Source organism: Streptomyces sp. NPDC026377, from assembly GCF_055567715.1.
This window is the reverse complement of sequence record NZ_JBVHPV010000007.1, coordinates 148,050-160,154: the sequence shown is the minus strand read 5'-3', so window position 1 is coordinate 160,154 and position 12,105 is coordinate 148,050. Positions and strand designations below refer to the sequence as shown.

The window sequence follows — 12,105 nt, the reverse complement described above, 5'->3', positions numbered from 1 at the left end:
AGGGCCGTGCTCACACGGGGTGGTTCCGGGGGATCACCACGTCCGGGCCGCAGGGCCGGCCGGGCAGCGACTCCCGCAGGAAGGCCGCCGCGTCCCGCAGGTTCGGCGGGGCGTCCGGGCTCGCCAGCAGCCGGCCGGCCGTGGCCCCGAGCGTCTCGGTGGTGCGTACGGAGCCGATCCCGGCGGCCCGGGGCGCGAGCTCGGCGATCAGCGCCTCCGCCTCGCCCCAGGCCCCCGCCCCTACCAGCGCCGACAGGAGCTCCGCGGTGAACAGATGGCGGTAGGAGGGGCCGGGCGCGGTGACCGCCTCGTACAGCAGGGGGACGGCCCGGTCCCAGGCGCCCAGGCGGGCGAGCACCCAGCCCTCGTGGCCGAGGAGTTCGGGCCGGTCGATCCACCAGGCCCAGGGCGGATCGTTCGGGGAGGCGCCGTCGAGGAACCGGTCGCGGGCGCGGGAGACGAGGGCCACGGCCTCCCGGCCGCCGCCCAGCACGGCGGTCGCGTGCGCCCGGCGGACCAGGACGAGGCTCTCCACCAGGGCGGGCAGCGGCCGGGGCCCGGCGACCCGGGAGACCGTCTCCAGCGCGGCCCCGGGACGCCCGGTGTGGGTCTCCAGCATGCTGTGGTTGAGGAGCGTCAGCCGGGCCGTGCCCCGGTCGCCGCAGCGCTCGGCGAGGGCGAGGGCGCGCGCGTTCATCCGGCGGGCCCGGCGGTAGTGGCCCGCGTCGAAGAGGATCCAGCCGATCACCTCGCTCAACTCGGCGAGCGCGGCGAGCAGATCCCGGTCGCGGACGGCGGTCGCGGCGGGGTCGGCCGACAGGTGCGGGATGCGGCGCAGCAGCGCCCGCGCGGCGGGCACGGCGGCCGTGGCGCCGTGTGAGGCGTCGAGGGCGACCAGGTCCCCGATCGCGGCGAGGGCCACGGGAACCAGGGCGGCCGGGTCCTCGTGGATCTCTTCGGGGCGGGGATCTTCCGGCTCCCCCGCGCACACCCGCGCGCGGGCCGAGGAGGCCCGGGCCGTCGTCACGCTCATGAGGTGACCCGGGTCTCGGAGCGGCGGGGGCGGCCCTGGGCGAGGGCGGTGAAGGAGGACGCGACCTCGGTCAGCCATTCCACCTCGTCGCGAAAGTCCTCGTAGGGCGGCCGGGCGGGGATGTCGGAGGCGTCGGCCCGCTCGGCCCGCTCCTCGGGCGGACGGCTCAGCACGGCCCGCACCTGGAGCGCCTCGCCCAGCGGGGAGGTGGGGTCCTCCGGCAGGTCGAGCGAGCGCGCCTCGCGGGCGAACTCGGCCAGCGAGAGCGAGGTGCGCAGGGTCAGCTGGCCGTCGCGGATCTCGATGACGCGCCGGTAGAGGCCGTAGTGGAGGTCGCGGGGCGGGATGAGGTCGCGAGGCCAGCAGCGCGGCGGGGCGAGCGCGATGTCCGGGGATGCCTGGTACAGCGCCCACCACAGCGGCCGCAGCCGCAGATACGAGCGGTAGCTGCGCAGCCAGCCGCGCGCACGGGTGAGGTGGATGCCCCAGGACGGGATGGTCCAGCCGGTGATCTGGAGCAGGGCGCCGACGCTGCCGCACGACCACTGCACGGGGTCGAGGGCGGAGCCGTCGAAGTGCAGCCGGGTGCCGGCGATCTGGATGCCGCGGGTGACGCAGTAGACCAGGATGAGGCTCGCGCCGAGCGTCACCGTCCGCATGCCGACCTTCAGCCACTGCCGGTTGGCCATCGTGGTGAACCGCAGCGAGAGCCGGACGGTCTCGAACTGGCCGATGGCGCACAGCACCAGATAGAACGACATGTACAGCGCGTATTCGCCGTGCTGGATGCTGAGCAGGATCGTCGAGGTGGCCGTCGTGGACTTCGTCACGGGGCCGACGGCGATGGACGCGGCGACCAGCACACCGAGCGCGACGCCGAAGAAGAGCACCCGGCGCCGGGCCCTGAGCCGGGCCTCCTCGGGCGGACACGACCAGTGGACGAGGACGACCTGCTGCGCCGCGGTGAGCACGACGACCGCCACCTGCACGATGAGCGAGGTGACGTTGGGGCGTCCGAAGAGGGCCGAGATGTGCACCCGCAGGGCGTCCAGATCGACCAGGAAGCTGATCCCGGAACAGAGGAAGTAGGTGCACAGCGCCCACAGGGCCGTGTCGTGCCTTCTGCGCAGCAGATCCGGCAGCCGGTAGGCGAACGCCGCGAGGCCGCCGATGGCGCAGGTCCACGCCAGCAATCCGTAGACAGTGTTCATCCGTTGTCGGTCATCCGTTGTCAGTCATCCGTTGTCCGGCTTCCCCACACCGCTCTCGATCCGGGCGACGACCTCGGCGGCCTCGTCCGGGACGCCCCAGGCGGGTTCGAGCCATCGCTTGGTGGCCCGGGCCAGGATCAGCGAGGCCATCGTCTCGGCCTCCTGCTCCTCGTCGTCGCTGTAGCGCGAGCGCATCAGCATGCTCCGCACCACGCCCGGTTCCACGTCCGCGAACAGCGCTCCCGCGTCGGTCCGGTCGAAATTCACCGAACCCCGGTGCTGGAAGGCGATATGCGCCAGCTCATGGGCGATGATGTGTTCTTTGTGTGACTGCGATGCGGCCTTCTCGTAAGCGATGACATCGAAGTCGTCCATTTTCAGCCAAAGACCGAAGAGATGGCGCTCGGGGAACGGCATCGGAATGAGATGGATCGGCCGCCGGTTCTGCGCACTGAGATAGCGGTGCAGTTCCTCGATGCCGCAGCCGTGCTCCATGCCCCACTGTGCGAGCAGCGCCTCACAGGTGTGCCGGACCTCTTTGAGACGGCGCCTGCGCCGACGGCCCTCCGCTGACGGTAACGCTGAGTCAGGAAGCACGGAATTGACCCTCACTGATTCCATGAGCCCGTGATTCAGGGCCCCTGATCCCCGCGGACAATGCGGCCATGATGCCATACGCGCAACACGCATAAGATTTCGCTGAGTTCACTTCACACGGGTGGGGCGGAAATGTGTCGGTGCCCCTTTCGTCCGGGTCATGGTGAATGGGTGCGGGCGGTCCCGGAAGACGGAACCGCCCGCGCACGGCCTCGCCGTCCCGGGGCGCGACGCCCCGGGGCGCGACGTCAAGCGCCCCGGCTCCCGCCCGGCCCGGTGCCCGCCGCGAGGATCCGGTCCGGGCGGATGGGCAGATGGCGGTGGCGGACGCCCGTCGCGTGCCAGACGGCGTTGGCGACCGCCGCCGCGGCCCCCACGATCCCGATCTCCCCGATGCCCTTGATCCCCACCGGGTCGTCCGCGTCCGGGTCGTCCACCCAGTCCGCCTCGATCCGGGGGACGTCGGCGTGCGCCGCGAAGTGGTAGCCCGCGAGGTCGGGCCCGACCGGGGCGCCCGAGGCCCGGTCGCGGACCGCCTCCTCGTGCAGCGCCATGGAGACGCCCCAGATCATCCCGCCGGTCAGCTGTCCGCGTGCGGTGAGCGGGTTGACGATCCGGCCCGCCGCGAAGATCCCGAGCATCCGCCGCACCCGGACCTCGCCGGTGGCGGGGTCCACGGCGACCTCGGCGAACTGGGCCCCGTAGGAGTGCCGTTCCCGCTCGGGCAGCGCGGCGATCGCGGCGGAGGTGTCCGAGCGGACTGTGATGCCCTCGGGCGGGATGTCGGCGCCGGGCGCCAGCCGTTCGCGCAGCTCCGCCGCGGCGGCCATGATCGCCCAGGCCCAGGAGCGGGTGCCCGCCGAGCCGCCGGCCACCATCGCGGGCCCGAAGTCGCTGTCCCCGATCCGGACCCGGACACGGCCGGGCCCGGCCTCCAGCGCGTCCGCCGCGATCAGCGCCAGCGCGGTGCGGGCGCCCGTGCCGATGTCGGCCGCGCTGATCCGTACGGTGAAGGTGCCGTCCGCCTCCGCCGTCACGGCCGCGGTGGAGGGGCGGGCGCCCGCCGGGAAGGTGGCCGCCGCCGTGCCGGTGCCGAGGAGCCAGCGCCCTTCGCGGCGCACCCCCGGGCGCGGGTCGCGCCCCGCCCAGCCGAACCGGCGGGCGCCCTCCTCGAAGCAGGCGAGCAGAGCCCGGCCCGCGAACGGCAGACCGGAGACGGGCCCGGTGGCGGGTTCGTTGCGGGCCCGCAGTGCGACGGGGTCGATGCCGCACCGCTCGGCGAGCTCGTCGAGCGCGGACTCCACCGCGAAGGAGCCGGGAGCCTCGCCGGGCGCGCGCATCCAGGTCGGGGTGGGCACGTCGAGCCGGACGAGCCGGTTGGCGGTGCGGTGCGCGTCGGCGTCGTACATCACCCGGCCGAACGAGGCGCTCGCCTCGACGAACTCATGGACGGTCGAGGTCGCGTTCCGCGCCTCGTGCCCGAAGGCGCGCAACCGCCCGTCGGCGTCGGCACCGAGCCTGACGCGCTGGGCGGTCGGGCTGCGGTAGCCGATCAGCGAGAACATCTGACGGCGGGTCAGGACGACGCGGACCGGGCGCCGCAGCACGGTCGCCGCCATCGCGGCGGCCACCTGGTGGGGGCGCACGCCCTTGGATCCGAAGCCGCCGCCGATGTGCTCGGACAGCACCCGTACGGAGGCGGGGTCGAGCGAGAACAGCCTGGCGAGCTCGTCGGCCACCCACGTACTGCCCTGGTTGGAGTCGTACACCTCCAGCCGGCCGCCGTCCCAGCGGGCGGTGGCCGCGTGCGGCTCCATCGGGTGGTGGTGCTCCTCCGGTGTGGTGTAGCGCTCGTCCACGACGACCGCGGACGCGGCGAGTTCACGCTCCAGGTCGCCCTTGTCCGTCTCCATGGTCTCGCGCGGCTCGGGGGTGTACGCGCCGGGCCCGTCCGGGACGAAGTCGACGTCGTGCGGCTCCGTCTCGTACCGGACGACCAGTGCCTCGGCGGCCTCCCGGGCCTGCTCGGAGGTCTCGGCGACGACCAGCGCCACCGGCCACCCGGCACAGGGCACCCGGTCGCTCTGGAAGAGCCCGACGACCGGGTCGGGCCGTCCCAGCAGGCCCACGTAGTCGGCGTCGACGCGCGGCGCGTTGCCGTGGTGCAGCACGGTCAGGACGCCCGGCATGGCCAGGACCGGGCCGCTCTCCACACAGCGGACGCTGCCGCGGGCGACGGTGGACACCACCAGCCAGCCGTGGGCGAGGCCCGCGAAGGGGATCTCGCCCGCGTAGCGGGCCGCGCCGGTGACCTTGGCGCGTCCCTCCAGCCGGGTGTGCGGGGTGCCCACCGCGCCGGTGGCCCGGGCGGTCGTGGTGGTCGTGGTCATCGGGCGGCCTCCTCGGCGAGTTCGGTGAGCACGGCCACGGCGAGATCGCGCGTCAGCGTCACCTTGTATCCGTTGCGGGGCAGCGCCCGCGCCGCCGCGAGCTCCGCGTCGGCCGCCGAGGCGAAGGCGTCGGCGGCCGCCGGTCCGCCGGTCAGCAGCCGCTCGGCGGTACGGGCCCGCCACGGCCGGGACGCCACGGCCCCGAAGGCGAGGCGGACGTCCTGGACCGTGCCGTCGCGGACGTCGAGGGCGGCGGCGACCGAGCCGATCGCGAAGGCGTACGAGGCACGTTCGCGCACCTTGCGGTAGCGCGAGAGGGCCGCGAGGGGCGCCGGCGGCAGCGTCACCGCCGTGATCAGCGCACCCGGCGGCAGCGCGGTCTCACGGTGCGGGGTGTCACCGACCGGCAGGTGGAACGCCTCCAGCGGCAACACGCCCGGCCCGTCCGCCGTTTCGTAGGAGACGACCGCGTCGAAGGCGGCGAGCGCCACCGCCATGTCCGAGGGGTGGACGGCCACGCAGTGCGCGGAGGCTCCGAGGATCGCGTGGTTGCGGTGCTCGCCCTGGAGGGCGGAGCAGCCGCTGCCGGGGGCGCGCTTGTTGCAGGGGGCGGCGAGCTCGGTGAAGTAGGGGCAGCGGGTGCGCTGGAGGAGGTTGCCGCCGACGGTGGCCATGTTGCGCAACTGGCCCGAGGCGCCCGCGAGGACCGCCTGCGCCAGCGCCGGGTAGCGGCGGCGTACGTCGGGGTGGGCTGCGAGGTCGCTGTTGGTGACGGTCGCGCCGATGCGCAGCCCGCCGTCCCCGGTCGTCTCGATCCGGTCGAGGGGCAGTCCGGTCACGTCGACGAGGAGCGCGGGCCGCTCCACACCGGACTTCATCAGATCGACGAGGTTGGTGCCGCCGCCGAGGAAACGCGCCTCGGGATCGGCGCCGAGCAGCGCCACCGCGCCGGGAACGTCGGCCGCGCGCCGGTAGGCGAACTCCCTCATGCCACCGCCTCCTTCCCGGCCGTGCCGCCCCGCGCGGACCCGGCGGCCCGCGCCACCGCTTCGACGATCGGGACGTAGGCGCCGCAGCGGCACAGGTTGCCGCTCATGCGCTCGCGGATCTCCTCTGCGGTCAGCTCGGGGGCCCCGGCCCCGGGCCGCACGTCGGCGGTCACCGCGCTCGGCCAGCCCGCCGCGTGCTCCTCGATCACGGCGAGGGCCGAACAGATCTGCCCGGGCGTGCAGTAGCCGCACTGGTAGCCGTCGAGGTCGAGGAACGCCTGCTGGACGGGGTGGAGCCGGTCGCCGTCCGCCACGCCCTCGATGGTGGTGATCTCGCGCCCCTCGGCGGCCACCGCGAGCTGGAGGCAGGACAGGACGCGGCGTCCGTCGGCCAAAACAGTGCACGCCCCGCACTGCCCCTGGTCGCACCCCTTCTTGGTGCCGGTCAGATCGAGGCGCTCGCGCAGGGCGTCGAGCAGCGTGGTGCGGTGGTCGACGGTCAGCGGGTACTTCTCGCCGTTGATGGTCAAGGTGATGGCGCTGGACGTCGATGGGTTCATGAGCAGCCTTCTCTCGCGTGGGTGATTGCGAAGCGCCGTCCATCGGGAACCTGCGGGGCGCGGCGGCGAGAGGGCCGGTCGGGGCGTGCGCCGGCCGTCCACCCCCCGGCCGTGACTGCCGCTAAGGTGGCTTAAACGGACAAGTGTCCGTTGGCCTCCGAACCTAACGGACACTTGTCCGTTTAACAAGACCCGATTCCGCTGAGATCGTCCCCGGCGCACGCGGAAGGAGGGCGGGCGCGCGACAAGGGGGCGGCAACAGGAGAAGGAGACCCCGGTGGGCCGAGAGACGCCGTTGCGCTCGGACGCGCAGCGCAACCGCGAGCGCATCCTGGAGGTGGCGCTCGCCGAGCTGACCCGCTCGGCCGACGTCCCGCTGAGCGCGATCGCCAAGAAGGCGGGGGTCGGGCAGGGGACGTTCTACCGCCACTTCCCCCACCGCGAGGCCCTGGTCCTCGAGGTCTACCGGTACGAGGTCCAGCAGGTCGCCGACACCGCCGCCCAGCTGCTGGCGACCCGCGCGCCGGACCGGGCCCTGCGCGAGTGGATGGACCGTCTCGCCCAGTACGCGATGGCCAAGGCGGGCCTGGCCGACGCGATGCGCAAGGCCACGGCGCGCGGCACCCTGGCAGGGCTCGGCCACGGGCCGATGACGGCGGCCGTCACCCTGCTCCTCGGCGCGAACGAGGAGGCGGGCACCATCCGCCCCGGGGTGACCCCCGACGACTTCATGCTCGCCATCGCCGGCCTCTGGCAGATCGACCCGCACGGCGACTGGCAGGCGCGCTCCCGCCGCCTCCTCGACCTGGTGATGGACGGGCTGCGGGCGGGGGCGCCGGGGGCGCGCGCCCGGCCACCGCGCGTCTAGCCGAGGAAGCTGAGCCGCACCTTCCGCTCCGGGTTGTCCTTGTTCGTGTCGACCAGGCACACCGACTGCCAGGTCCCCAGCTCCAGCCGCCCGGCGACGACCGGCAGCGTGGCGTGCGGCGGCACGAGCGCGGGCAGCACATGGTCGCGGCCGTGGCCGGGGCTGCCGTGGCGGTGCTGCCAGCGGTCGTCCGCCGGAAGCAGGGTGTGCAGGGCGGCCAGCAGATCGTCGTCGCTGCCCGCGCCGGTCTCCAGGACGGCGATCCCGGCCGTGGCGTGCGGCACGAAGACGTTCAGGAGGCCGTCGCCGCCGCCGGCGGCCTCGCGGAGGAAGTGCTCGCACTCCCGGGTCAGATCGGTGACGGTCTCTGCCGTGCCGGTGGTGAGGCGCAGAACGCGCGTGGTGAAGACGGACATGGCCCCATCCTCGCGCCCCCGCGGCGAGAACGCCCCATCCGGCAGGACCCGGCGTGGCCCCCGGGAAGATCCACGCGCCCCCCTTGGTTGGTAGAGCCGTGAACGACTTCGAGGCACAGGACGTGGACGTGGTGGTCATCGGCGCCGGGCAGGCGGGCCTGTCCGGCGCCTACCATCTGCGCCGGGCCGGTCTCGAGCCCGGCCGCGACTTCGTGGTCCTCGACCACGCCCCGCGCCCCGGCGGCGCCTGGCAGTTCCGCTGGCCCTCGCTGACGTACGGCAAGGTGCACGGGATGCACGCGCTGCCCGGGATGGAGCTGACCGGGGCGGATCCGGAGCGGCCCTCCTCGGAGGTGATCGCGCGGTACTTCGCCGACTACGAGGCCGCCTTCGGGCTGCGGGTGCACCGGCCGGTGGACGTGAGCGCCGTACGGGAGGGCGAGAGCGGGCGGCTGCGCGTCGAGACGTCCGAGGGTGTGTACGCCACCCGCGCCCTGCTCAACGCCACCGGCACCTGGGACCGGCCGTTCTGGCCCCGCTACCCGGGCCAGGAGACGTTCCGGGGACGCCAGCTGCACACCGCGAACTATCCGGGACCGCGGGAGTTCGCCGACCAGCGGGTCGTCGTGGTGGGCGGCGGCGCCTCGGGCACCCAGCATCTGATGGAGATCGCGGACCACGCGGCCGCCACGACCTGGGTGACCCGGCGCCCGCCCGTCTTCCGGGAGGGCCCGTTCACCGAGGAGTGGGGGCGGGCCGCGGTCGCGATGGTCGAGGAGCGCGTACGGCAGGGGCTGGCGCCCAGGAGCGTGGTGTCGGTGACGGGGCTGCCTCTCAACGACGCGATCCGCGCGGCACGCGAGAGCGGGGTGCTGGAGCGGCTGCCGATGTTCGACCGGATCACCCCGGGCGGGGTGGCGTGGGACGACGGGCGCGTCGTGGACGCGGACGTCATCCTCTGGGCCACCGGGTTCCGGCCCGTGATCGACCATTTGGCGCCGCTGAAGCTGCGTACGCCCGGGGGCGGCATACAGATCGAGGGCACGCGTGCCGTCAAGGACGCGCGGGTGCATCTGGTGGGGTACGGGCCGTCCGCCTCGACGATCGGGGCGAACCGCGCCGGGCGCGCGGCCGTTCGGGAGATCAGGCGACTGCTGGACGCCCCGGTGGAAGTGGCGTGACGCGTCCGGGGGCGCCGCGGGGCCGTGGGCGCGCGTCCTCGCGCCGGGAAGAGCCCGGCCGGGTCCGGGCTAACCGGGCGTCCTGGCCCGCGCCTTGTTGAACTCCTCTACGTTCCGCCGCTGTTCCGCGTAGTCCGCCGTGAAGCGGGTGTCCCCCGGGGCCACCGTGACGAAGTAGAGCCAGTCCCCCGGCGGCGGCGCGATCGCCGCCCTGAGGGCCTGTTGGCCGGGGTTGCCGATCGGGGTCGGCGGCAGGCCCCCGCGCGCGTAGGTGTTGTACGGGCTGTCGGTGCGGGTGTCGGCGTGGGTCGTGGTCAGCGTCGAGCGGTCGAGCGCGTAGTTGAGTGTCGAGTCCATCTGGAGCGGCATCCCCTTGGCCAGCCGGTTGTGGACGACCCGGGAGACCTTTCCCATGTCGGCCACACTGTCGGCCTCGGCCTGCACGATGCTGGCGACGATCACCGTCTGATAGGCCGTCATCCCCTGGCGCCGGGCGCCCGCCGCGAGCCGGTCCGCGGCGAACCGCTGGTTGGCGGTGTCGACCATATAGGTGAGCAGCCCGCCCGGGGTCGTCTCACCGGTCACCGGATAGGTGGCCGGGAAGAGGTAGCCCTCGGGGTTGCCCCGGGCCTCGGCCGGGAGGGCGAGCCGTGTCCGGGACGCCGCCCGGCGGGTGGTGCCCGGCGCGACTCCGAGGCGCTTGTCAACCGCCGCGTACACCTGTCCCGCCCGCCGGCCCTCCGGGACGACCAGGGGCTGCATCTTTCCGCCGCCCTCCCGCAGCACCAGGACGAGCACCGCCGCCCCTGCCAGGAGCAGCAGCGCGAGGGCGCCGAGGAGGATCCAGCCGCGCCGGGTCAGCCCGGTCCGGCGTCCGGACCCGCGTGAGGAATCCGTCATACCGGCACGTTATCCCCGCGGGCCCCGTCAGGAGGCGACCGGCGCCAGACGTGCGTCGCGGCGCACCAGTGCGGCGTACTTGCCGCCCTGGTCGAGCAGTTGCTCATGGGTCCCGCGCTCCGCGATCCGCCCGCCGTCCAGTACGACGATCTGGTCGGCGTCCCGGACGGTGGAGAGGCGGTGGGCGATGGTGAGCGTGGTGCGGCCCGCCGAGAGTGCGTCGACGGCCTGCTGCACGGCGTGTTCGGTGCGGGTGTCCAGCGCGCTGGTGGCCTCGTCGAGGATGAGGACGGGCGGGTCGCGCAGGATCGTCCGGGCGATGGCGAGGCGCTGCTTCTCGCCGCCGGAGAAGCGGTAGCCGCGCTCGCCGACCACCGTGTCGTACCCGTCGGGCAGGGAGGCGATGTGGTCGTGGATCTGGGCGGTGCGGGCGGCGGCCTCCAGCTCCTCGTCGGTGGCGTCGGGCTTGGCGAAGCGGAGGTTGTCGGCGACGGAGGCGTGGAAGAGGTAGGTCTCCTGGGAGACCACGCCGACCGCGCGCGCGAGGGTGTCGAAGTCCAGGTCGCGCACGTCGACGCCGTCGAGCGTGACCCGGCCGCCCGTCACGTCGTACAGCCGCGGCACCAGATAGCTGAGTGTGGACTTCCCCGCGCCGGTGGGACCGACGACGGCGAGGCTGGTGCCGGCCGGGACGTCCACGTCGACCCCGCTGAGCGTCGGGCCGCTCTTCTCGTCGTAGGCGAAGTCGACCGACTCGAAGCGGATCTCGCCGCGGACCTTCTCCAGGCGGACCGGGTTCTCGGACTCGGTGATGTCGACCGGGAGGTCGAGGTATTCGAAGATGCGCTGGAAGAGGGCGAGCGAGGTCTGCATCTGCACTCCGGTGGAGAGCAGGCTCACGGCGGGCCGGAACAGGCCCTGCTGGAGCGAGACGAAGGCGACGAGGGTGCCGATGGAGATCGAGGGCCCGCCCGCCTGGAGGGCGAGGCCCGCGGCCCAGTAGATGACGGCCGGCATCGCGGCCATGACGATCCCGATGGTCGACATCCGCCACCGCCCGGCCATGCTGGAGCGCACTTCGAGGTCGACCAGGCGCTCGGACTCGGCCGCGAAGGACCGGGTGAGCGAGTCGGCGCGGCCCATGGTGCGGCCGAGCAGGATGCCGCTGACCGACAGCGACTCGGTGACCTCGGCGGCCATCGCGGCCATCTGCTTCTGGCGCTGGGTGGTGATCTTCTTGCGCTCGCGGCCGACCTTGCGGCTGATCCAGACGAAGACCGGCAGCAGGAGCAGGGAGACGACCGTCAGCCGCCAGTCGAGGGCCAGCATGGCGGCCACGGTGGCGATCACGGCCGTGAGGTTGGAGACGAGCGAGGTGGCGGTGGAGGTGACGGTCGCCTGCATCCCGCCGATGTCGTTGGCGATGCGGGACTGCACCTCGCCGGTCCGGGTGCGGGTGAAGAAGGCGAGCGGCATCCGCTGGAGCTGGGCGTAGACCCCGGTGCGCAGGTCGTGCATGACGCGCTGGCCGACGGTGGTGGAGATCAGCGTCTGCAGGACGCCGAAGACGCCGGTGACGACGGCGGTCGCGAGCATGCCGAGGGCGAGCAGGCTGAGCAGCCCGGTGCGGCCCTGCGGGATGGCGACGTCCAGGATCTCGCGCAGCAGGAACGGCGAGGCGACCGAGACGAGGGACGACGCGGCGACCAGCAGACCGACGATCGCCAGTCGGCCGCGGTAGGGGCGGAAGAGCCGCAGGATGCGCCGCGTCTGCGCGGGCGGCTCCTCGCGGCCGCGGGGCGGGAGCGTCCAGGACGTTTCCTCGGGGTGCATGGGCTCCTTCGCAGGGTGAGGCGGCAGGGCGGCGCCGTTCGCGGGCCGGTTGGGGCCCTCGGGGCGACACCACTGACAGGACTTGTGGAGCATAGCTCACTGTTACCTATACTCACAATGAACATGG

At 73.6% G+C, this 12,105-nt stretch carries 11 protein-coding genes; 2 read left to right on the top strand and 9 right to left on the bottom strand.

Features of this window, described 5'->3' with window-relative positions; all coding sequences use genetic code 11:
• Positions 1–10 precede the first annotated feature (10 nt).
• The 6 genes from ACZ4MU_RS17145 to ACZ4MU_RS17120 all read right to left on the bottom strand — a co-directional run bounded on the left by ACZ4MU_RS17145 (position 11) and on the right by ACZ4MU_RS17120 (position 6,780).
• On the bottom strand, positions 11–1,033 hold the full coding sequence (locus tag ACZ4MU_RS17145; RefSeq protein WP_467876755.1) for a DNA-binding protein: 1,023 nt from the start codon (positions 1,031–1,033) through the stop codon (positions 11–13).
• Positions 1,030–2,244, bottom strand: a complete 1,215-nt coding sequence (locus tag ACZ4MU_RS17140) for an MAB_1171c family putative transporter (protein ID WP_467876753.1) — start codon at positions 2,242–2,244, stop codon at positions 1,030–1,032. The genes ACZ4MU_RS17145 and ACZ4MU_RS17140 overlap by 4 nt, the downstream gene beginning before the upstream one ends.
• A 24-nt stretch (positions 2,245–2,268) precedes the next feature.
• A complete protein-coding gene (locus ACZ4MU_RS17135; protein ID WP_467876750.1) occupies positions 2,269–2,739 on the bottom strand; it encodes a toxin in 471 nt (156 codons plus the stop codon).
• Between the two features lie 350 nt (positions 2,740–3,089).
• On the bottom strand, positions 3,090–5,231 hold the full coding sequence (locus ACZ4MU_RS17130) for a xanthine dehydrogenase family protein molybdopterin-binding subunit (RefSeq protein WP_467876747.1): 2,142 nt from the start codon (positions 5,229–5,231) through the stop codon (positions 3,090–3,092).
• The gene (locus tag ACZ4MU_RS17125; RefSeq protein WP_467876744.1) at positions 5,228–6,220 is read right to left on the bottom strand and encodes an FAD binding domain-containing protein; all 993 of its coding nucleotides are present in this window, start codon (positions 6,218–6,220) and stop codon (positions 5,228–5,230) included. The genes ACZ4MU_RS17130 and ACZ4MU_RS17125 overlap by 4 nt, the downstream gene beginning before the upstream one ends.
• Complete coding sequence (locus ACZ4MU_RS17120; RefSeq protein WP_467876741.1) at positions 6,217–6,780, bottom strand: (2Fe-2S)-binding protein; 564 nt, start codon at positions 6,778–6,780, stop codon at positions 6,217–6,219. Before ACZ4MU_RS17120 ends, ACZ4MU_RS17125 begins: the two co-directional genes overlap by 4 nt.
• A gap of 277 nt (positions 6,781–7,057) precedes the next feature.
• Here ACZ4MU_RS17120 and ACZ4MU_RS17115 point away from each other — a divergent pair, with 277 nt between their 5' ends.
• A complete protein-coding gene (locus ACZ4MU_RS17115; protein WP_467876739.1) occupies positions 7,058–7,648 on the top strand; it encodes a TetR/AcrR family transcriptional regulator in 591 nt (196 codons plus the stop codon).
• On the opposite strand, the gene ACZ4MU_RS17110 is transcribed toward ACZ4MU_RS17115, so the two are convergent.
• Positions 7,645–8,064 carry a YjbQ family protein gene (locus tag ACZ4MU_RS17110; protein WP_467876737.1) on the bottom strand — a complete coding sequence of 140 codons (420 nt, stop codon included), beginning with the start codon at positions 8,062–8,064 and terminating at the stop codon, positions 7,645–7,647. The two genes, ACZ4MU_RS17115 and ACZ4MU_RS17110, sit on opposite strands and share 4 nt — an antisense overlap.
• Before the next feature lie 98 nt (positions 8,065–8,162).
• Between ACZ4MU_RS17110 and ACZ4MU_RS17105 the strand changes: the two genes are divergently transcribed.
• Positions 8,163–9,245 carry an NAD(P)-binding domain-containing protein gene (locus tag ACZ4MU_RS17105; protein ID WP_467876734.1) on the top strand — a complete coding sequence of 361 codons (1,083 nt, stop codon included), beginning with the start codon at positions 8,163–8,165 and terminating at the stop codon, positions 9,243–9,245.
• 69 nt (positions 9,246–9,314) lie between these two features.
• Here the strand turns inward: ACZ4MU_RS17105 and mltG are convergent, their stop codons facing one another.
• Positions 9,315–10,145 carry an endolytic transglycosylase MltG gene (gene mltG / locus ACZ4MU_RS17100; RefSeq protein WP_467876731.1) on the bottom strand — a complete coding sequence of 277 codons (831 nt, stop codon included), beginning with the start codon at positions 10,143–10,145 and terminating at the stop codon, positions 9,315–9,317.
• Between the two features lie 27 nt (positions 10,146–10,172).
• Complete coding sequence (locus tag ACZ4MU_RS17095; protein ID WP_467876728.1) at positions 10,173–11,978, bottom strand: ABC transporter ATP-binding protein; 1,806 nt, start codon at positions 11,976–11,978, stop codon at positions 10,173–10,175.
• Between the last annotated feature and the right edge of the window lie 127 nt (positions 11,979–12,105).